The sequence below is a fragment of the Sodalis sp. (in: enterobacteria) genome, from assembly GCF_036327475.1.
Lineage (GTDB): Bacteria > Pseudomonadota > Gammaproteobacteria > Enterobacterales > Enterobacteriaceae.
Map to the genome: position 1 here is coordinate 1,812,084 of NZ_CP132913.1, position 19,489 is coordinate 1,831,572.

The 19,489-nt window shown below is 54.9% G+C and carries 18 protein-coding genes and 4 pseudogenes; 11 read left to right on the plus strand and 11 right to left on the minus strand.

The features are described from left to right. Positions 1-295 precede the first annotated feature (295 nt). Entirely contained in the window at positions 296-418 is a 123-nt protein-coding gene (locus GPOALKHO_RS09735; RefSeq protein WP_406702336.1) for a hypothetical protein, read from the plus strand. Positions 419-800: 382 nt separating this feature from the next. On the opposite strand, the gene GPOALKHO_RS09740 is transcribed toward GPOALKHO_RS09735, so the two are convergent. The 6 genes and pseudogenes from GPOALKHO_RS09740 to GPOALKHO_RS09765 form a co-directional block, all read right to left on the minus strand. After that, the gene (locus tag GPOALKHO_RS09740) at positions 801-953 is read right to left on the minus strand and encodes a hypothetical protein (protein WP_406702337.1); all 153 of its coding nucleotides are present in this window, start codon (positions 951-953) and stop codon (positions 801-803) included. A gap of 276 nt (positions 954-1,229) precedes the next feature. Next, entirely contained in the window at positions 1,230-1,415 is a 186-nt protein-coding gene (locus tag GPOALKHO_RS09745; RefSeq protein WP_406702339.1) for a glycoside hydrolase family 3 N-terminal domain-containing protein, read from the minus strand. Between the two features lie 94 nt (positions 1,416-1,509). Beyond that, on the minus strand, positions 1,510-1,845 hold the full coding sequence (locus GPOALKHO_RS09750; protein ID WP_406702341.1) for a hypothetical protein: 336 nt from the start codon (positions 1,843-1,845) through the stop codon (positions 1,510-1,512). Positions 1,846-2,479: 634 nt separating this feature from the next. Further along, a pseudogene (locus GPOALKHO_RS09755) lies at positions 2,480-3,193 on the minus strand (flap endonuclease Xni). Next, a pseudogene (locus GPOALKHO_RS09760) lies at positions 3,168-4,583 on the minus strand (pyrimidine/purine nucleotide monophosphate nucleosidase domain-containing protein). The pseudogenes GPOALKHO_RS09755 and GPOALKHO_RS09760 overlap by 26 nt, the downstream one beginning before the upstream one ends. A gap of 12 nt (positions 4,584-4,595) precedes the next feature. Further along, the gene (locus GPOALKHO_RS09765) at positions 4,596-5,021 is read right to left on the minus strand and encodes a hypothetical protein (protein WP_406702343.1); all 426 of its coding nucleotides are present in this window, start codon (positions 5,019-5,021) and stop codon (positions 4,596-4,598) included. Between the two features lie 479 nt (positions 5,022-5,500). Here GPOALKHO_RS09765 and GPOALKHO_RS09770 point away from each other — a divergent pair, with 479 nt between their 5' ends. Next, positions 5,501-5,641 carry a hypothetical protein gene (locus tag GPOALKHO_RS09770; RefSeq protein WP_406702344.1) on the plus strand — a complete coding sequence of 47 codons (141 nt, stop codon included), beginning with the start codon at positions 5,501-5,503 and terminating at the stop codon, positions 5,639-5,641. A 541-nt stretch (positions 5,642-6,182) separates the two neighbouring features. After that, positions 6,183-6,629, plus strand: coding sequence for a flavodoxin (locus GPOALKHO_RS09775; RefSeq protein ID WP_406702345.1), 447 nt, complete (start codon positions 6,183-6,185; stop codon positions 6,627-6,629). A 237-nt stretch (positions 6,630-6,866) separates the two neighbouring features. Here the strand turns inward: GPOALKHO_RS09775 and GPOALKHO_RS09780 are convergent. The 5 genes and pseudogenes from GPOALKHO_RS09780 to map all read right to left on the minus strand — a co-directional run. After that, a pseudogene (locus GPOALKHO_RS09780) lies at positions 6,867-7,253 on the minus strand (DUF3461 family protein); the annotation flags it as partial. Between the two features lie 127 nt (positions 7,254-7,380). Beyond that, on the minus strand, positions 7,381-8,205 hold the full coding sequence (gene dapD / locus GPOALKHO_RS09785) for a 2,3,4,5-tetrahydropyridine-2,6-dicarboxylate N-succinyltransferase (protein WP_406702346.1): 825 nt from the start codon (positions 8,203-8,205) through the stop codon (positions 7,381-7,383). Positions 8,206-8,256: 51 nt separating this feature from the next. Continuing rightward, the gene (locus GPOALKHO_RS09790; RefSeq protein ID WP_406702348.1) at positions 8,257-8,808 is read right to left on the minus strand and encodes a hypothetical protein; all 552 of its coding nucleotides are present in this window, start codon (positions 8,806-8,808) and stop codon (positions 8,257-8,259) included. A 240-nt stretch (positions 8,809-9,048) separates the two neighbouring features. Further along, positions 9,049-10,427: pseudogene (locus GPOALKHO_RS09795) on the minus strand ([protein-PII] uridylyltransferase); the annotation flags it as partial. Positions 10,428-10,615: 188 nt separating this feature from the next. Next, complete coding sequence (gene map, locus GPOALKHO_RS09800) at positions 10,616-11,410, minus strand: type I methionyl aminopeptidase (RefSeq protein ID WP_406702349.1); 795 nt, start codon at positions 11,408-11,410, stop codon at positions 10,616-10,618. A gap of 331 nt (positions 11,411-11,741) precedes the next feature. Here map and rpsB point away from each other — a divergent pair, with 331 nt between their 5' ends. From rpsB to rseP, 8 genes are all read left to right on the plus strand, one after another. Beyond that, positions 11,742-12,467: a 30S ribosomal protein S2 gene (gene rpsB, locus GPOALKHO_RS09805; RefSeq protein WP_406702351.1), complete on the plus strand. Its 726-nt coding sequence runs from the start codon at positions 11,742-11,744 to the stop codon at positions 12,465-12,467. 115 nt (positions 12,468-12,582) lie between these two features. After that, positions 12,583-13,440: a translation elongation factor Ts gene (gene tsf / locus GPOALKHO_RS09810; RefSeq protein ID WP_406702353.1), complete on the plus strand. Its 858-nt coding sequence runs from the start codon at positions 12,583-12,585 to the stop codon at positions 13,438-13,440. A gap of 140 nt (positions 13,441-13,580) precedes the next feature. After that, the gene (gene pyrH / locus GPOALKHO_RS09815; protein ID WP_406702354.1) at positions 13,581-14,306 is read left to right on the plus strand and encodes a UMP kinase; all 726 of its coding nucleotides are present in this window, start codon (positions 13,581-13,583) and stop codon (positions 14,304-14,306) included. Positions 14,307-14,374: 68 nt separating this feature from the next. After that, positions 14,375-14,932: a ribosome recycling factor gene (gene frr, locus GPOALKHO_RS09820; RefSeq protein ID WP_406702355.1), complete on the plus strand. Its 558-nt coding sequence runs from the start codon at positions 14,375-14,377 to the stop codon at positions 14,930-14,932. 150 nt (positions 14,933-15,082) lie between these two features. Beyond that, positions 15,083-16,279 carry a 1-deoxy-D-xylulose-5-phosphate reductoisomerase gene (gene ispC, locus GPOALKHO_RS09825; protein WP_406702357.1) on the plus strand — a complete coding sequence of 399 codons (1,197 nt, stop codon included), beginning with the start codon at positions 15,083-15,085 and terminating at the stop codon, positions 16,277-16,279. Between the two features lie 195 nt (positions 16,280-16,474). Further along, entirely contained in the window at positions 16,475-17,236 is a 762-nt protein-coding gene (ispU, locus tag GPOALKHO_RS09830; protein WP_406703487.1) for a (2E,6E)-farnesyl-diphosphate-specific ditrans,polycis-undecaprenyl-diphosphate synthase, read from the plus strand. Positions 17,237-17,245: 9 nt separating this feature from the next. After that, a complete protein-coding gene (gene cdsA, locus GPOALKHO_RS09835) occupies positions 17,246-18,103 on the plus strand; it encodes a phosphatidate cytidylyltransferase (protein ID WP_406702358.1) in 858 nt (285 codons plus the stop codon). 18 nt (positions 18,104-18,121) lie between these two features. Continuing rightward, on the plus strand, positions 18,122-19,477 hold the full coding sequence (rseP, locus tag GPOALKHO_RS09840; protein WP_406702359.1) for a sigma E protease regulator RseP: 1,356 nt from the start codon (positions 18,122-18,124) through the stop codon (positions 19,475-19,477). The last annotated feature ends 12 nt before the right edge of the window (positions 19,478-19,489 follow it).

A 19,489-nucleotide genomic window follows, 5' to 3' on the forward strand; every position in this document is an offset into this window, starting at 1 on the left:
GATCGCATTCGCCGATAGTGGGTATGCTGATATGCTGACGGACGCCGTCACCGAGGTGGGGCTGCGGGTCAAGTCCACGATGCCAATGAAAGCGAAGAGCTGATGAAATTCTGTCTGCCCTGCGCGCGCAACACATCCTTCGTGGAGAGGATGAACGCACCTCGCAGCAGGCTATCTATATGCTGTTTATCGCATCTGGTGATGCCGCCACGTGCGCTACGCCTATCGGCATAATCCATTCCCCCTTCCACATAGGCATTCCCAGGCTGCGATTTCCGTCGGCGGTTTTCGGCGGATGAGCAGGACGAGCGTCTCGGCAGCGGGTATGTACGCGGTGGATTTGGGTATTTATCCCGACAGTTGGACCTATCAGCACCAACGCGCCAACGGATTTTTCTTCGAGCCGACGCGCAATTAATGTGTACTGAATGATGTGCGATATGGCGGAGAAGCCGTCGCGCGTGGGCAATTAGCTGCAGATTAGTTGGTGAGGGGGTGTTGCGTGGCGATTTTCAACCTGCAGCTGCCGATAAAAAGCACTACGAAGAGGTCAACCAGAATTACGCCTACTCTGCGACCAGTTGGCTGTGAACGGGTGTATGCGGAAGTACACGCCGCCAAGTAGCTGTACCACGATTGAGAGAAAGTCACGGCGCACGTCCGACGGTGCGATGAGCGCTAAGGGCGGCCGTAGCGTTAAAGCCGCGTACCGTTGCGTCTCAGCCGTTGAGACTGAGCGTGAATAGCGGATATATCGCCCCCTGAGGTCGACATTAGCGATTCGCCGTGACGTACGCCGTTTACGGACCGTAAAGAAGCAGGTTTTCTTCTGCTGGCGGTGGATAATCGATAATGGCAGCAATATGCGCCGTATCGCCAGTACGGTTCGTTACACTGGCCTGGTCGTTGTTTTCCACCGAGCTGACACCGATTGCCTGACTGCCGATAATCACGATACCATAGCGATCGATTTCCTGACGCTGCCCCTACTGCCAATAGCGTAATCGATTGTTCGGCAATAGCGTTTTCCACCTCTTTCGCCAGGCGACGCTCGGTCTTGCCGGTCTCGGCGAGAGCCGCCTGCAGGATGTTTTGCCTGTTTGGGCACTCTGTTTGAGCGCTAGGTCCGTGCTACAGAGACATCGACAAAGACATCGATCCCTTCGCTGTCTATCTGACCATGCACCTGCGAGACGACATCGTCGATACGCTCGTGAGGTTTATCTTCCTTAATAGGGCGCTAGATTAACGGCGTACTCCAGCTCCCGGTTGCGGTCCACCCGCGGTAAATTCAGGTGTGAATCGGTACGGGCATTGCCATGACTTGGAAAGTGTTTGTAGCAGGTGACTATTTGCGCACTGCCTTTAATCATCTGGCGGGTCAGTCTGTCGACCTGTGCCGGGCAATCGCCCAAATGAGGTTAAGACCCAAGTTATTGCGCCATGATTTTGCCCTACAAGTTAAGGAAGCGCGCTTTCTCCGTGGCCTTCGTACAGCGCGCCCCGACGCTATATTGCCCGCAAACGCAGTGTAGTCGCCGCATGACAGGCGAAAACATTGCGCCCTCTGTCGGTACTGATCAGTAAACCGATGCTGTGGGTCTGGGAACGGCGCCGATTTGCCCGGTTAGACAGCGAATCCAGGTTATTGGCAAACAGAATGACGCCGCCAATGTGGTAATTGCGCAGGATGTTGTCGATCTGAGGCGTTTGCGCCGTTACGGCGACGACGCCGGTCACGCGTGTTGGAGGGATGGTGCTCATCACCGTCGCCGGCAACGCAGCGCGATCCCAACGCGCCAGAGGAATACCCTTACCGTTCAGGTACGTAGCACCCGCCAGCACTGCGACCTATCATGCCAGCGGTGAATAAAACAGTAAACGTGGCAGCGGAGCGGTCATTATAGGCAGATAGCCGTCCATTGATCGCAAGATAGTTACGGTGCAGTATCCAATTTGCCGACGTAGGCGGCTGGCCGGCCGCCGATGGCCGTGGCAAAGTTTGGCCAAGCAAGTGGGCCGGTGCCGTTTGCAAGTCTGGAGGTGTACTTCACGTCACAAATACAAGTTGCACGTCACCCGTCGCAGAGCCGCCGCTGTCAAGCGTTGATAGGGCAAGACTGATGTGCGTGGGCGCGCTGTTACTCGCGCCCACGCACATGCTAAATGTTACCACGATGGCGTTTTTGTGTCCTCCTTGGTGGCGGAACAGCGTGACGCATAGTGGCTGGAAAATGTTAGGGGACGCCGGCAGAAAGAGCTTTACGTTTGCTCACCACCGCCTTTCTACTGCTGTTGCTCGGTTTGACGGCGGAGCTGGCGTCACATTTCTCTCACTTGGCACCGTTCTGACGGGGCGCTGCTGCTATTCTGGAATGGCGGATAAGGAAAGCTCCTTGGCTATATTCAGACGGCGGCTGATGTCGCTCTTGCAGCTATGCTCAACAGGGGTCACCCTAGCTCCGCTCCTGTAGCACTTTTAACGTAACCGCAACTGTTGTAAATTTCTCTGTAGAATCACGGTGGTATCCAGCGTAGCCGCCTGACAATAGAGAAACGCCAGATCATGGTCACGTTCCGGTTTGTAACGCCATTTTACGGCAATCGCTCAAGCCGCTGGTACAGGGCGTCCAGCAGCCTGCCTCGTTATCAGCTGTGCGACGCTTTTCCGGCAACGTCCGAGTTTTATTGCTGCTGATTCTCGCTAACCCTAAAATGGTCAACTGCTGCGGCCTAATGGCCATATCATCCAGCCAGCGCTTTTGAAGGTAGTCCCGAATTTGTATCGACAGAGAAGCAATTGGTAATAGTCCTTATCGGTGGAAATCAGTGTCACCTGATTGCCGCCCGCCGCCACCTTGAACGCCAGCATCGAGACAATATCGTCGCCTCATAGCCGCTGGTGTGCCAGCAAGCGACGGACTCGCGGTTACATTCGGCGCGAATGGCCAGCATCTGCGCCCGCAGATCTTCCAGCGTCGGCGCGCGTCCGCTTTGATATTGCGGAATTGCTGATAGCGACAGCTTTCGTGATGCTCATCATTGTCAAACACCGCCACCGCGCCGGATGAGGTGACGATGCAGAATAAACTTGAGCATGGCGTGTCCGCAGGCGGCAAGGCGGGACCCCCTGTACCGTATGAATGCGGCGGATAAGATTCAGCGCGTCAACTATCAACACATGCACTGACATGGAGTGGTGTCCTGATTACCATTAGGAAGGACAAGCGGCTCAGCACGCGGTGCAGGCGCTGGTGCCAGCGTAAAGTCGGCGCCGGTGAGCGAGCGTTAAATACGGATTTTGCAGCAAGGGAGGTGGCGTGGCCGGACAACTTCATCCGGTGCTGGGTAACGAAATCCTACAGTAGCGTACCCATATGCATGCCGCATGATTTCCAGATGGCTATGCCGTTGGTAAGGTCCATTACTGCTCGATAGCGTGATGTCATACTCCTTTACGTTGCCGGCGACAATGCCGGAGAGGGCACGGTGCAGCGCGGCCGCCAGGCGTTCGGCCGGCTGTTCGCAATACAGATTGAGGTTTGCCATATTTCATGGCTGGGCTTCGAAGGGATGCTGCAAATCATGAGCGATGCGCGACGACCAGTTGAAGCCGTAAGCATCGCCGCTGCGGCGGCGGTTTCTTGGACCTCCGGCATTGCCTTTTCATCCAGCGAGCAACTTCAGCGATATCATCGATGATTATGGAATAATAACGGCGGGCCTGTGGCCGAGCGCGCTAACGATAACTTCTCCATCACGCGGAAATAGTCGGCACTCTCCTCCTGTCCGGTAAGCATCAGCAGCACCTGATCGGTATTTTCCGGATCCATCATGATGCCAAGCAAATACAGGAACTCTTCTGGGGTGCCGACGCAAAAATGATGGTGCCGTGGCCAAGGCACACGAAAGTTTCGAAGTGTTTTCAATATCCGACATGATCACTAGCTCATTCACCAGGCTGTTGGGTGGTTCGGCGGCGATAATACAGAGCGCGGTCATCTCGATAAACCGCCACTCTTTATAGCGTTGCTTACGTGGCCAACCACGGCACCCTGCATGGGGCTTCCATCGCGCCAGGCCAGTAGTCGGTGCAAATGTTGAGCTCGCGCAGGCCAAGCTGATTGCTGACGGCGCGGGCATAGCGACTTTTTTCGTTGATGGAATGCCCGCTCTCGCAGACAGTCATATTTGCTCACGTGCAGCGCGCGGCGTTGCGCAAGATGGATGCGCAGGATGGAAATACCAGATGGTGATATGGGAGACGTTGGCCCGATTGAGGTGCTGATGTCGCCAAGTGCGGGCGATTTGGTTGCTAACAAACAGGATATCTCGCAATGCAGCAAACAGGTTTGTCTGCAGCGAGCGAATGATGCGGCCATCGACAAACGCTTCTTTCGGCGGGTTTACAAGTTCCAATTCGCTCTTTGCTACTGTCGATCTGGATCCAGGATTGAGCACCGCCAGCGAACAGTTGCAAAACAGCCGGTAGAGATCTCGCTGCTAGCGGTACGTTTGAGCATGTCCACTTTGAGTTGTAACAATAAATCCATGGAGACCAGCGGGCTGACATGCGTAATCACAATAACTCCTTGTCATGCTGGTATATACAACAAAATGAGAATCCAATTCTGGCCTGGCGCTGGGGAACCGGCGGCGCATAACCCCTGGCACAGTGATCCAATGCCCGTCAGACCTGTTCTTGCTAAATAGTAAGGCCGGTAGGGCAGTTTTACCGCCATCACCGCTGGGAGCGGGGTAATTGCATGCCGCAATGCATTATTGCCGTGCAAGCTGCCCGGTTGCCGAAAATGCGTATTACTACGCCAGAGATTAACATTCAATTCACTGCGGCGGGTATAGCGCACATACACCGATAGGGCATCCTGGTGGCAAATTGCATCAGATCGTAAGAGGATGCGCTCCACGCACTGATCATGGAACGCGTTATGCTGACGGAAGGACCGAGATAGTACAATGGTGCCTCGAGATCGATGCGCACTCCGGTAGCGGATTTGCACCGATCCCCAGTCAGGCTGATGGGTGATAAGACAATTGGATTTCAGTAGATGGCTAACCAGTGTTTCCTCTCATAGGGTCCGCTGACGTTACTCTCAAGCCAGCGGTTGTTAAAGGTATAATCGTCGATACGGATAGGTTGATTGTCGATACACTCGCCGTCAAACTCAGCAGTGGGCTGCCGGTAAACTCGTCGAGCGCGCGCAGCGTAACCACTACTTCGCTGTCGGCGCAGCGGGAGAGATTCTCGGTGAGACGATCGCGCACCGCTTCGCGTGAGGGTTTGTGGTTTGCATGGACGATGCCGATGTGTCGCGCGGCGCAGGAGGATCAGACGACGTTAGATCAATAGGTTCGTCAGCGCCTGCTCGATATCAAGCAGGCCATGCGCGACACCGCAATTCGGCAGCCACAGCCGTAGACGCGCGCGGCCTTCGGAAGGGTATAGCCATTGCCATCTGCATTGACAGGACAGTGGATCTTGCTGCCGCGTGTACGTGCGCTCCTGGATCGTGACGCGCCATTACCGCCACGCTTCGCCTTGGCGCCCTATTTTGAGAGGCGCTGCCCGAAGCACAGGCGTTGTTGCAGCAATTACGCCAGTTGGAAGCCTGCTTGGTGATGAAGCGCATGATTGAACTATGTTACAGGGTCAATACCTGGTGCTGGTCAATAAACCGGCAGGCGCTAGTACACCTCAGTTGGCTGGCTGCAAGGAAAAGCGGTAGTCATGCAAACGGTACGCGACATGCTGAGGTAGCACGTGTTCACGATGCACCGATTGGATCTCCCGACCTCCGGCGTCCTATTGCTGGCGTTGTCAGGTGACGTGACCTGCAGGTTGGCACAAGGGTTTATCGACTATGCGTTGCACCAAAACTGGATAAAATCGCCGATCCCGAGAAAGCGCCACAGTCGGTGCAGAGCCGTTATCACGCATTGGCGCGGGTGGGGGATGCAGGTTGACGTTGGCCGTTTCCCAGTAACCGCTACAGCCTGATGGCCTTCTCTCACCTGACCGGACGCAAACACCAGCCGTGCCGCCATGCGGCGATTCGGCTAGCACAGCCTTTTCCCTGCATATGAAAGGGTTGAGTTTACTGGGCCTTCAGGTCAGGATAAGGTCCTTCATCAAGCGTAGTAGGCCAGGGGAGTCGAGCGCCATGGCGCAAATAGGTATTTTTGTCGGTACGGTTTACGGTAATGCCCTGTTAACCGCTGAGGAGGTGGAGTCGGTGCTAACAGAGCAGGGGCATCAGGTAACCTTGTTCGAGGACGGTAACTTAGAGCAATGGCAGGTGTATGCTGAACGGGTAATCCTCATCATCACCTCCACCACCGGACAAGGGGGGCTACCGGGTAATATCCTACCGCTGTTCCAGCAGGTAAAAGATAAACTGGGGCATCAGTCGGCGCTACGCTATGGCGTTATCGCGCTGGGCGACAGCAGTTATGATACCTTTTGCGGCGCGGGGCACGCTTTCGACGTGTTATTGCAGGAGCAAGGGGCTACGCTGGTCGGTGATCTACTGGAAATCGATGCCATGAAGTATCCCAAGCCGGAAATACCGGCATGCCGCTGGGCAGCGCAGTGGGGCGTTCTATTATAATCAAGGCGCAGCGTGCGGCCTACTAGGCTGCCGTTGCGCGCTAATCGGCGGAATGCCCGTCCCGCTGCAGGTGTTAGCCGGATGGGTTAGCCGTCGCCGCGTCTTCTCTGGGCGGGTCGGTTGCCGCCGCGCTCGCGGCCTGAACGCCACCATGCCCACCCCGCCAGACGTGGAGTCGGTCGTGGTGGGCATGGCTAAGACGTAGTTGTCTTCGGTCTTTGCGCGGTCGCGCGATTGTTTCTGCCTGGCCAATTTTTCCAGATCCACTTCGATCTCGGAGATTTTATTGGCAACAATGCTTTCCAGATGGCGTAAGTTATCAAAAATTTTGTACTTTACACACGCCTCGGTTTGATCGCGCAGGCAGATTTGATCCAGCTCATCGATCACATGGCGCAGGTTGGGGGTGATTCGTTGATTTCCCTATAGCCTTCCGCCGCATTATCCGACAGCGTGGTCTTACGTTGACGGGGTATTTGAATTCAACGCTTTTGGCGAAAAATTAGCCTTTGTCAAGGTGAAAATAAACCTTGAGAATATTGTTATTGGCCTCCTGGCGCCAGGCTGTAGCGATCGATATCGTCCGGATGATTAAACGCCAAGGTTTTTCAGATTATCGCGCATTGTCACGTCCACTGATGATGTGCAGTATTAGGTAAAATGATGGCGCATGACGGCGCCATAAGCCGTGACTTACGGCCGGATTTGTCACCGCACTGACCGGGCGCGAGCGCTGACGCCGTGGATAATATTAGTCGATGGTGCGTAATAACTCATTGATGCCCACTTTCCCGCGGGTTTTGTCGTCGACTTTTTTTATAATCACCGTGCAATAGAGGCTATAGCCTCCGTCTTTGGAGGGCAAATTACCGGACACCACTACCGACCCTGCCGGTACGCGGCCGTAATGCACTTCGCCGGTTTCAGGATCGAAGATTTTTGTGCTCTGGCCGATAAATACTCCCATGGAAATGACCGAGCCCTTCTCGACGATCACTCCTTCGACGACTTCTGAACGGGCGCCGATAAAACAGTTGTCCTCGATAATGGTCGGATTGGCCTGCAGCGGTTCTAGCACGCCACCGATACCGACACCGCCGGACAGATGGACATTTTTGCCGATTTGCGCGCAGGAGCCAACGGTAGCCCAGGTGTCTACCATGGTGCCTTCGTCCACATAAGCGCCGATATTGACATAAGAGGGCATTAGTACCGTATTACGGGCGATATAGGCGCCCTGGCGCACGCTAGCCGGCGGCACCACGCGGAGCCCTTCGCGCTGGAAGCGCTCACTGTCCCAGCCGGCGAACTTCATCGGCACTTTATCGAAAAAGCGCGTTTCGCCACCCTCGATCAGCTGATTGTCGGCGATGCGAAACGAGAGCAGTACCGCTTTTTTCAGCCATTGATGGGTCACCCATTCGCCATTGATTTTTTCCGCTACGCGCAGCGCGCCGCTGTCGAGGGAAGCGATAATTTGATTAATCGCGTCACGGGTGATGTCATCGACATTAGCCGGCGTGATGGCGGCGCGTTGTTCAAAGGCGGCTTCAAGAATCTGCTGTAATGACTGCATTCCGTCGTATCCTGTCTGTCGGCTTAATGGAAATTTATAACGTTACTTGTATCATATTTTATCGTTTAGATTGAGCGCCTCTATCAAGCGCCGCCGTAATGCCGCCCGATAGAATAAATACATCCTCCACCCACTCGCCGATGAAAGCCTTGCTGACACGAGCAATAGTCCAGGCTTGTCGAGCGCCGTCAGCTCAAAATAACTTCGTTGCTCAGTCGTTGATGGTAAAAACATTACCGAGGTATCAATACTGAAACGACGTAGCTTTGGGGCGGCGCACCCGCGGATGACGGTAATCCGCGGGCTATGGAATTGCAGCAGCGCCTGGCGGGTGACGGGATGCCTGTCCGGCGACAGCAGGCTACCGTCCGGCTCGACAACTACAAAGGTATCCATCGCCATACCGTCCTGGTTGGTGAAAATCTGCGCGTCGTGCACGCTCAGATTACGGCGATCAGCACCGGCGGTTCGTCGCGGCCGCGCAGTACCATATGGCGCGCATGATGGCGCGCATGCCAGGCTAACTGATTGGGGTATGGCGCAGGCAATAGCCGGCGTGGCACCGGCTATTGCCTGCAGGTGGTGTTCGCCGATCCCTTCCATGCGTAGATGGTTTGTGCCGCTCCGCGCCCGAACATCCGGCAGACATGCATACCGCAACGCAACTGCTTTTCGGTAGTGAAAACAGCTCGCGCAGCAAGCCTTATTCCAACTGTTCCGTAGCGTTTCGTTGGTAGCGCAAATATCCGCCACTGTCAGGCATAGCAAATAGTGCAGGTGGCTCTCGCTTTGCATTTCGTCGGCGCAATGTACCAGTCGCGGTGGGTAAATCGTGTAGCGTCACTCCAGTGCGTCCTGGACGCCGAACTGGGAATGATCGCCGCCACCCCCTTGGCGGAATAGCACCGCCACCAGCAATAAGTTCGCTGGCCCAGGTGCGGAAACAGCTCCACGCACAGCGGAGGTACGGCCTCTAGCTGTCGTCAGCGAAACTTTCCCGCTTCAGCCATACCCGAATGGCATGTTCAAATTATATCTGACGACGATATTACTCCACTGCGGCATATAGGTCCACAGCACACTGTGTCGATGCATCGGCAGAATGGCGTGTTTCACCGTGCTAGATTGATGTAAAATCTGCATGAACGGCGCGTGCCTACGGGATCGTGCATGGCGGCGCCTTCAGATAACGCCGTGAATAGCGAAGCTGGCGCAGGATGGCCGATAGATCCCTTCCAATATGTTGATTATGCACCATCTGACAGAACAGGCGCACAATAGTCCGCGGTTGTCGACTGAATAGTAGCTCGTCGCGTAAATCAATGAGATTGCCGCGCAACTGAAACTCGTCGCCTAGCGCTGCGGCTTTTCATTGAGCGCCAGCGCCAGGATAGCTTCATCAAACAGCTGCAGTAGCATTTGATTCGGCTCGCTGACGCGACTAGTGAAAGAAATCTTTCATTATCCACTCAACCGGCAGGTTCCCTTCTCCTTGGTAGGGCAACAGTTGCGCTAGAGAAAGATTTGGCACACGATGAGTTCATCCAGCTCGGCACGGGTAATGAAGCCGAAGCCCACCTCTATTGAGGTGGCGCTGAAATGGCGGTGCGCGACCCAAAGCAGCGTATGGATATCCCGCAGATTGCCGGAACTGCTTTTGATGTCCGGCTCCAGATTGTAGCGGGTACCGTGATAGCGCAAATGACGTTCCTGCCGTTCCGCCAATTTAGCGAGGAAAAATGTCCGCGAAGACCAAAAGTCATCGCTAAGTATCTGCTTTGCGGGGTAAGAAACAGCACCAAATCGCCGCAGATTAAACGTGACTCAATCAGGCCTGTCACGCTGAGATCGGCGCAACCCTCTTCCAAACACTCGGCGATACTGCGTACGCTGTGGCTAACCTCCGGCTTTAAATCCCACAACGGCGTCAGCAGTCGCTAATATGCTATTGCAACGGCGGCGTCCAGCGTCACCTGGTTCAAAACCAGCACATCGGTATCAGACAGCGGATGCAGTTCGTCGCAGCCGTATCCTCCCCCACCGCCACCAACGCGGCGCGAAGCGCATGGGTAAACCCGTGGTAATACCACAACTGCCATAATAACTAATCGATATACAGCGTACGGGCATCCACCTTCCGGCGTCTCGCCCGCATCGAAGACAACAGCCAGCCGGCGGTAAAACTCGTCCAGCTCTTTTGAAGGGATGGTTGAGGGCGTCACCGGCCAGGTGAAAGGGCGGTGTAACCGGTGGTCGGCGCGGCGCCGGCAGGCTGGTATACTGAAGGATCTAGTCCAGCATCGGGTCGCCATGCATAGTGCAGCAGCCTGACGCGAAAGCGGTCTTGCCGGGCTGGTGCGGAATTAACGCTTGCTACCGTCCAGCATGGGACCGAGGGCTGTAAGCGGTATCAGGTCGGGTGGTGGATCACTGTCGGCAGCGAGTCATCGGTACGCAGCGTCATGATTTCGCAGCCGTCATCGGTCACCACGACCGTATGCTCGTACTGCGCAGACAGGCTGCGATCCTTTGTTTTAACCGTCCAACCGTCTTTCATGGTGCGGATACGGTAGTCGCCGGCGTTGACCATGGGCTCAATGGTTAACGCCATACCCGGTTGCAATACCACGCCGTCGTCGTCGGCGTCATAATGTAGTACCTGCGGCTCTTCGTGAAATCCTTCGCCGATGCCGTGGCCGCAATACTCGCGTACCACCGAGAAGCTTTCAGCCTCGACGAATTGTTGAATCGCTTTGCCGAGGGTGCGTAGACGGATGCCAGGCCGGACCATGTGTATAGCCAGATAAAGGCTCTCTTTCGTTATCCGGCACAGCCGTTCGCCGAGAATGGTCGGTTTGCCGACGATAAACATCTTCGAGGTATCGCCGTGAAACCTGTCTTTAATGACCGTGACGTCAATATTCAGAATGTCTCCCTCTTTGAGTTTTTTCTCATCGCTCGGAATGCCATGGCACACCACTTCATTCACCGAAATGCAGACCGATTTCGGAAAATCATGGTAGCCGAGTGACGCGGACACGGCATGCTGCTTTTCGGTAATATGCTGGTGGCATAAACGATCCAGTTCGCCAGTGCTTACGCCGGATTTAATATAAGGTTCAATCATTTCCAGCACCTCGGCGGCCAGCCGGCCGGCAACGCGCATCTTGGCGATGTCGTCTGATGTTTTAATAGGAATGGTCATGTAGAGATCCACAGTCGGCGCTAGGGCCGACAAAATAATGTATGGTAGATTAGAGAGTGGCATTAATGGTATCAGTACGGCTCAGCACTACCAAATTATCATTTTTCACGCCGCGCGAGGAAAACATTTGGTGGAGTCCGTGCGTGGTTTATGGTATAAAGCGCACCGACGATGAGTGCCAGGGTTTAGCCATGCGCTGTTCGTCACAACGGAACTCAATTGTGTTATTACACACGTGTTGGCACATGCGCCGGGGTGCTCTGACCGCAAGGCCGGGGTCGGCCGTGTGGGATACGCGGAGGCATAATTCCAAACTTACTTAAGGTTTAACATGGCGACTGTTTCCATGCGTGACATGCTCCAGGCTGGTGTCCATTTCGGTCACCAAACCCGTTACTGGAACCCGAAAATGAAGCCTTTCATCTTTGGCGCCCGTAACAAAGTTCACATCATTAACCTGGAACAAACTGTACCGATGTTCAACGAGGCTTTGGTCGAGCTGAACAAAATCGCCTTGCGTAAAGGTAAGATCCTGTTTGTCGGCACCAAGCGCGCCGCAAGCGAAGTGATAAAAGAAGCAGCCAACAGCTGCGATCAATTCTTCGTCAACCATCGCTGGCTAGGTGGGATGTTGACCAACTGGAAAACGGTTCGTCAGTCCATCAAGCGCTTAAAAGATCTGGAAGCCCAGTCTCAGGACGGTACTTTCGAGAAACTGACCAAGAAAGAGACGCTGATACGCACTCGTGAACTGGACAAGCTGGAAAACAGCTTGGGCGGTATCAAAGATATGGGTGGTCTGCCAGACGCGCTGTTTGTTATCGATGCGAAACACGAACACATCGCTATCAAAGAAGCCAATAATCTGGGCATTCCGGTTTTCGCTATCGTTGACACCAACTCCGATCCGGACGGCATAGACTTCATTATCCCTGGTAATGACGACGCCATCCGCGCCATCAACCTGTACCTGACCGCTGTTGCGACTACCGTGCGAGAAGGTCGTTTTCAGGATCTAGCGGAACAGGATGAAGAAAGCTTCGTGGAAGCTGAATAATAAGGCATGCTATCAGGAGCCCTTATTAACTAAGTTTTAAATATGTTTGTTAGGGGGCCTGCTGCAGGTCCTCTTTTTTACCTGTCTCCAACACGGAATAACGAGGAACGGAATAATGGCTGATATTACCGCTGCCCTGGTTAAAGAACTGCGTAAACGCACCGGCGCAGGCATGATGGAATGCAAAAAGGTCCTGATTGAAGCGCAGGGCGACATCGAACTGGCTATCGACAACATGCGTAAGTCTGGCCAGGCGAAAGCCGCTAAGAAAGCGGGCCGTGTCGCGGCTGAAGGCGTCATTCTGACCAAAATCGCGCAGGACGGAAAATACGGCGTTATCATCGAACTGAACTGTGAAACCGATTTTGTTGCCAAAGACGACGACCTCAAAGCCTTTGGCGACGAGGTCATCACAGCAGCTCTGAATGAGCGCATCGCTGATGTTGAGGCCTTGAAGGTCAAATTTGAAGAAAAGCGCACTGCGCTGGTGGCTAAAATTGGTGAAAACATTAACATCCGCCGTCTGAGCATTCTGGAAGGCGACATGATCGGCTCTTACCTGCACGGCGCGCGCATCGGCGTCATGGTTTCCGCCGCCGGCGCGGGCGAGGAGTTGATAAAGCACGTCGCGATGCATATTGCCGCCAGTAAACCGGAATATGTCAATGCGGACGATGTGCCGGATGACGTCGTGGCCCGTGAGCATCAAATCCAGCTAGACATCGCCGTACAGTCCGGCAAGCCGCGTGAAATCGCCGAGAAAATGGTTGAGGGCCGCATGCGCAAGTTCACCGGCGAGATTTCTCTGACCGACCAGCAATTCGTGATGAATCCGAGCAAGACCGTCGGCCAGCTGTTGGACAAACACGGTGCCAAAGTTAACAACTTCATCCGTTTTGAAGTGGGTGAAGGCATTGAGAAAGCCGGAGTCGATTTTACCGCCGAAGTGGCCGCGATGAGTAAGCAGTTTTAATTAAGTTGTTCGGAACCGCCTACAGGCGGTTCCGCTTTAATGAGCCGGAATAATGTCAGATAGCGCGTGCCATACTCATCAGCCGAGCGCGGCACCAGGTCAATTCCATCCCATGAAATCGCTCTCAAGGAACAGATCAAATGGCAACCAACGCAAGACCCATTTACCAGCGTATCCTGCTCAAATTGAGCGGTGAAGCCCTGCAGGGCGCCGAAGGTTTCGGTATTGACGCCAGCGTGCTGGATCGCATGGCTCAGGAAATAAAAGAATTGGTGGAGTTGGGTGTCCAGGTGGGCGTGGTTATCGGCGGCGGAAACTTGTTCCGTGGTGCGGGGCTGGCGAAGGTTGGTATGAACCGCGTAGTAGGTGATCATATTGGTATGTTGGCGACCGTCATGAACGGCCTAGCGATGCGCGACGCTATGCATCGCGCCTATGTTAATGCTCGTTTGATGTCGGCGATTCCGCTGAACAGCGTCTGCGATAACTATAGCTGGGCCGAAGCCATCAGCCTACTGCGCAATAATCGTGTGGTCATTTTCGCCGCCGGTACCGGCAATCCCTTCTTTACCACCGATTCCGCTGCCTGTTTACGTGGTATTGAAATTGAAGCCGAGGCTGTGCTGAAAGCGACGAAAGTGGACGGCGTCTTTTCCGCCGATCCGGTAAAACATCCGGATGCTACACTTTATAATCAATTGAGCTATCAGGATGTGTTGGAGCAAGAATTGAAAGTCATGGATCTGGCCGCCTTTACCCTAGTGCAGGATCATAATCTGCCGATTCGTGTATTCAACATGAACAAACCTGGCGCGCTGCGGCGGGTGGTAATGGGTGATAAAGAAGGCACTTTGATTACCAAGTAGTATATAACGTGGCCTGGCTACTCACAGCCACGGTCCACCCGGATAACCAAGCCTCAAGGGTTCGCAACGTGATTAATGAAATCCGTAAAGACGCCGAAAATCGCATGGAAAAATGCGTCGACGCATTCAAAAACCACATCAGCAAAATCCGAACGGGCCGCGCTTCCCCGAGCCTACTTGACGGTATTCAGATCGAATATTATGGCCAGCTGACGTCGCTGCGCCAGCTGGCAAATATTGTTGCCGAGGATTCTCGCACCCTGACTATTACCGTCTTTGACCGTGCGCTGGCGTCAGCGGTGGGAAAAGCCATTATAGCTTCCGATCTAGGACTCAACCCCTCTTCCGCCGGTGCGGTTATTCGCGTGCCGCTGCCGCCGCTGACCCAAGAGCGCCGCCGCGAGTTGATAAAAGTGGTGCGTGCCGAAGCTGAGCGGGGTCGGGTGTCGGTGCGCAACATCCGTCGCGATGCCAATGATAAAGTGAAGGCGCTTCTGAAAGACAAAACCATCGGTGAAGACGAAGATCGTCGTGCGCAAGACGAGATCCAAAAACTGACTGATGCCTGGATCAAAAAGCTCGATTGCGCTTTAGCGGAAAAGGAAGCGGAATTAATGGAAATTTAATCCTCTGGTGAAGTAAAACGGTGCAGCGGCGCCTCAATGGCGGGGCACTGTCACTGTGGTGTTTTGTTTGAGTCGCCATCGACAAAATGGCGCTATCATCTCAGATTAAATGTTTCCTTCATAATGCCAACACAGCATAAAAGTAACTTCATGCGGCATTTGACGATTCTTGGCAGTACCGGCTCCATTGGCGCCAGTACGCTAGCGGTAATAAAGCGCAATCCCCACCAATTCACCGTGCGCGCACTGGTGGCCGGTAACAACGTTTCCCTGATGGCCGAGCAGTGTCTGACCTTTCGTCCCGACTACGCCTGTATGGCAGACGCCGCCGCGGCGCGAGCGCTCAAGGCCAACCTCGATGCGGAGGGTGCCGCCACCGCGGTGCTGTCGGGCGCACGGGCCGCCTGTGAGCTGGCGGCGCTCGATGAGGTGGATACGGTCATGGCTGCGATTGTCGGCACTGCCGGGCTGTCAGCGACGCTGGCGGCGCTACGCGCCGGCAAGCGGGTATTGCTGGCAAATAAGGAGTCGCTAGTCACCTGTGGTCGGCTGTTCATGAGCGAGGCGCGCCGCCATCACGCCCTGTTGCTACCGGTAGACAGCGAACATAACGCGATTTTTCAAAGTTTACCTGAACCACTTCAGCGTGGGTTGGGTTGCGCTTCCCTGATGGAACATGGCGTTTCGCGCATTATCTTGACCGGCTCCGGCGGCCCCTTTCGCCAGACATCGCTAGCCGAGCTGGCCACGATGACGCCGGAGCAGGCCTGCGCCCACCCCAATTGGTCGATGGGACGTAAAATATCGGTGGATTCCGCCACTATGATGAACAAAGGATTGGAATATATTGAAGCGCGCTGGTTGTTCAATGCCGCGGCCGAGCAGATGGAAGTGCTGCTGCATCCCCAGTCCATCATCCACTCCATGGTGCGCTACACTGACGGCAGCGTACTGGCGCAATTAGGGTCGCCGGACATGCGTACACCGATCGCGCACGCCATGGCTTATCCCGATCGTGTGCCCTCAGGGGTCGCGCCGCTGGATTTTTTACGCCTCGGTACGCTGAGCTTCGAGCAACCGGACGCCGTCCGTTATCCCTGTCTGCAGCTGGCGGTTGACGCCAGTCAGTGCGGCCAAGCGGCGACTACTACGCTTAATGCCGCTAATGAAATCGCAGTAGCTGCGTTTTTGCGTGGCGATATTCGCTTTACCGATATTGCCGCCGTTAATCGGCGAGTGCTGGAGCAGGCTAACCAACCAGAACCGGACAGCGTTGGAGCGGTGCTGACCATCGACGGCCAGGCACGTGAAATGGCGCGCCAAAGCGTCAGGTTTTACGGGCGGTGACGAGACTTAGCGCCGCGACGGCTGATTTGTTCGTTAACCGGCAAAATGATATAGTCTGCGCCACTCATCCCATCGATGAAGGCCAGCCGGGTAAAACAGTGACAGGCCGTTGTACCCACACGGCTTTTTGTGCGTTCGTGAGCCCTTCGTTCCAGTAAGACGGCGGTATTCTTAGTGAGGAAATACGTGAGCGTGATGTCGTCCGAAAATCAGCAAAAGCTAAAAGCGTTACCTCCCTCCTCACCACGTCATGTGGCTATTATTATGGATGGCAACGGACGCTGGGCAAAAAGCCGGGGGAAATTACGTATCTTCGGTCACCAAGCCGGCGTCAAATCAGTCCGCCGCGCGGTAAGCTTTGCCGTCAGCCATCATTTCGACGCGTTGACGCTGTATGCATTCAGCAGCGAAAACTGGAATCGCCCCAGCCAGGAAGTTTCCGCGCTAATGGAGCTGTTCGTGCGGGCGCTGGATAGCGAAGTGAAAAGCCTGCACAAGCATAATGTCCGGCTGCGCATTATTGGCGACACATCGCGCTTCGGTATGCGGTTGCAGGAGCGCATCCGCCACTCCGAGGCGCTGACCTGCAATAATGACGGCTTAGCCCTGAATATTGCCGCGAATTATGGTGGACGTTGGGATATCATTCAGGGGGTGCGGCAACTTGCCGAACGGGTGCAAGAGGGCACCCTACGTCCCGATCAGATAGATGAGGACGCCTTATGCCAGGTGGTTTGCATGAGCGAGCTGACCCCGGTGGATCTGGTAATCCGCACTGGAGGGGAACATCGCGTCAGCAATTTCTTACTGTGGCAGATAGCCTATGCAGAGCTGTTTTTTACCGACGTGTTATGGCCAGATTTTGACGCCGCTGTTTTTGAAGGTGCGCTAGATGCCTTTGCTCAACGTGAGCGGCGCTTCGGTGGAACTACGCCTAATGATGCCAACGCATCCTAAGGGGGATTTTTGCTGAAGTACCGCCTGATTACTGCTTTTGTCCTGATGCCCATTATTATCGCCGCACTGCTTTTGTTGCCGCCGGTTGGATTCGCCCTGGTTACCCTCGCAGTGTGTATGCTGAGCGCCTGGGAGTGGGGGCAGCTTGCGGGACTGGCTTCCCGCAGCCAGCGCATCTGGCTTGCCATACTCTGTGGTTTGCTACTGGCGCTGATGATGCTCACCGTACCAGCTTACCGGCCGTTCGTGACAGCCTGGCAGGCGCAATATGCCCTATGGGCTGCCCCGGTTTGGTGGCTGGCGGCGCTGTTGCTGGTATTGTGCTATCCCCGTTCAGCCACGCTCTGGCGCGACTCCCGGCTACTGCGGCTGGCGTTCGGTATCCTGACTATTTTGCCTTTTTTTTGGGGTATGCTTGCGCTGCGTCAGTACCATTATGATATTAACCATCTTATCGGTGCCTGGTGGCTATTGTATGTCATGGTGCTGGTCTGGGGCGCAGATTCCGGCGCCTACATGTTCGGGCGCGCGCTCGGTCGTCACAAGCTGGCGCCGAAGGTCTCGCCCAGCAAAACTTGGGAGGGGCTGGTGGGCGGTCTAGTCACTTCCGTGGTGATAGTCTGGCTGTTCGGCAAATATGCGCCCCTTGACGCGGCACCGCTTACGCGGCTGATTTGCTCGGTTGTCGCTGCACTGGCGTCAGTGCTGGGTGATTTAACCGAAAGTATGTTCAAACGGGAGGCAGGCATCAAGGACAGCGGTCATTTAATTCCCGGCCATGGCGGCATTTTAGATCGTATAGATAGTTTGACCGCCGCGGTGCCGGTGTTCGCTTGTCTAATGTTGCTGGTTTTTAACGCTATATGAGTCGGGACTTGGGCGCTTATGCTGCACTTTTTCTGGAGTCTTGCCGCGTTTATCGTTGCGCTGGGCGTGTTGATCACGGTGCATGAGTTTGGTCATTTTGGGGTGGCCCGTCTCTGCGGCGTGACGGTGGAACGTTTTTCCATCGGCTTCTGGCGTGCGCTGTGGCGCTGGTGTGACAAACGCGGCACGGAGTATGTTATCGCTGCCATTCCCCTCGGCGGCTATGTCAAAATGCTAGACGAGCGATTAGATATCGTCGCGCCCGAGCGTCGTCATGAAACGTTCAACCATAAGACCGTCTGGCAGCGTGCCGCGATTATCGCCGCTGGGCCGGTATTCAACTTCCTGTTCGCCATTTTCGCCTATTGGCTGGTGTTTCTGATAGGCATGCCTAGCTACAGGCCGGTTATTGGCGGTGTTGCCCTCCATTCCATCGCGGCGCAGGCCGAAATTTCTCCCGGTATGGAACTTAAGTCGGTTGACGGTATCGAAACGCCTGATTGGGATTCTGTTCGCCTACGGCTTATCAATAAGATTGGCCACGGCGACACCACCCTTAGTGTCGCGCCGTTCGGCGCCGCGCAAAGCGAGCGGAAAACGTTAGATTTGCGCGGCTGGCAATTCGAGCCGAACAAGCAAGATGCCATCGTTTCCCTGGGTATTATTCCCCTCGGTCCGCGCATTGAGCCGGTGCTTACCGAAGTCGAGCAGGGGTCGGCCGCGATGAAAGCCGGTTTGAAAGTCGGCGACAGGATCGTTAAAGTCAATGGTCAGCCGATTACTGCATGGCAGCCATTCGTGACCAAGGTACGCGATCATCCCGGCCGACCACTACAAGTCAGCATTGAACGGCAGGGTAGCGCGCTGGATATCACCCTGTGGCCCGACAGCAAGCTGGTGGGCAAGGGGGAAGTAGAAGGTTTCGCGGGCGTTGTACCGAAGATAATCCCTCTGCCGGCAGAATACAAAACCGTGCGGCAGTACGGTCCGATCCCAGCCCTAGCCCAAGCCGGCGAAAAAACCTGGCAACTAATGCGGCTTACGGTCAGTATGTTAAGCAAATTGGTAACCGGGGATGTTAAGCTGAACAATCTAAGCGGGCCTATTTCCATCGCCCATGGCGCAGGGATGTCAGCGAAATACGGTTTGATTTATTACCTAATGTTTCTGGCGCTGATAAGCGTCAATTTAGGGATTATCAATTTATTCCCGTTACCGGTGTTAGATGGTGGCCATTTGCTCTTCCTGGCGATAGAAAAGCTCAGGGGAGGACCGGTGTCCGAACGAGTGCAGGACTTTGGTTATCGTGTCGGCTCGATTTTGCTGGTGCTGCTAATGGGTCTGGCCCTTTTTAATGATTTCTACAGGCTATGATAGCATGAGTTC

Coding starts and splice junctions, on each gene's coding strand:
- GPOALKHO_RS09775 (WP_406702345.1), top strand. CDS start 6,183: ATGGCGCAAATAGGTATTTTTGTCGGTACGGTTTACGGTAATGCCCTG.
- rpsB (WP_406702351.1), top strand. CDS start 11,742: ATGGCGACTGTTTCCATGCGTGACATGCTCCAGGCTGGTGTCCATTTC.
- map (WP_406702349.1), bottom strand. CDS start 11,410: ATGACCATTCCTATTAAAACATCAGACGACATCGCCAAGATGCGCGTT.
- rseP (WP_406702359.1), top strand. CDS start 18,122: ATGCTGCACTTTTTCTGGAGTCTTGCCGCGTTTATCGTTGCGCTGGGC.
- pyrH (WP_406702354.1), top strand. CDS start 13,581: ATGGCAACCAACGCAAGACCCATTTACCAGCGTATCCTGCTCAAATTG.
- GPOALKHO_RS09790 (WP_406702348.1), bottom strand. CDS start 8,808: ATGGAAGGGATCGGCGAACACCACCTGCAGGCAATAGCCGGTGCCACG.
- tsf (WP_406702353.1), top strand. CDS start 12,583: ATGGCTGATATTACCGCTGCCCTGGTTAAAGAACTGCGTAAACGCACC.
- dapD (WP_406702346.1), bottom strand. CDS start 8,205: ATGCAGTCATTACAGCAGATTCTTGAAGCCGCCTTTGAACAACGCGCC.
- GPOALKHO_RS09735 (WP_406702336.1), top strand. CDS start 296: ATGAGCAGGACGAGCGTCTCGGCAGCGGGTATGTACGCGGTGGATTTG.
- ispC (WP_406702357.1), top strand. CDS start 15,083: ATGCGGCATTTGACGATTCTTGGCAGTACCGGCTCCATTGGCGCCAGT.
- ispU (WP_406703487.1), top strand. CDS start 16,475: ATGTCGTCCGAAAATCAGCAAAAGCTAAAAGCGTTACCTCCCTCCTCA.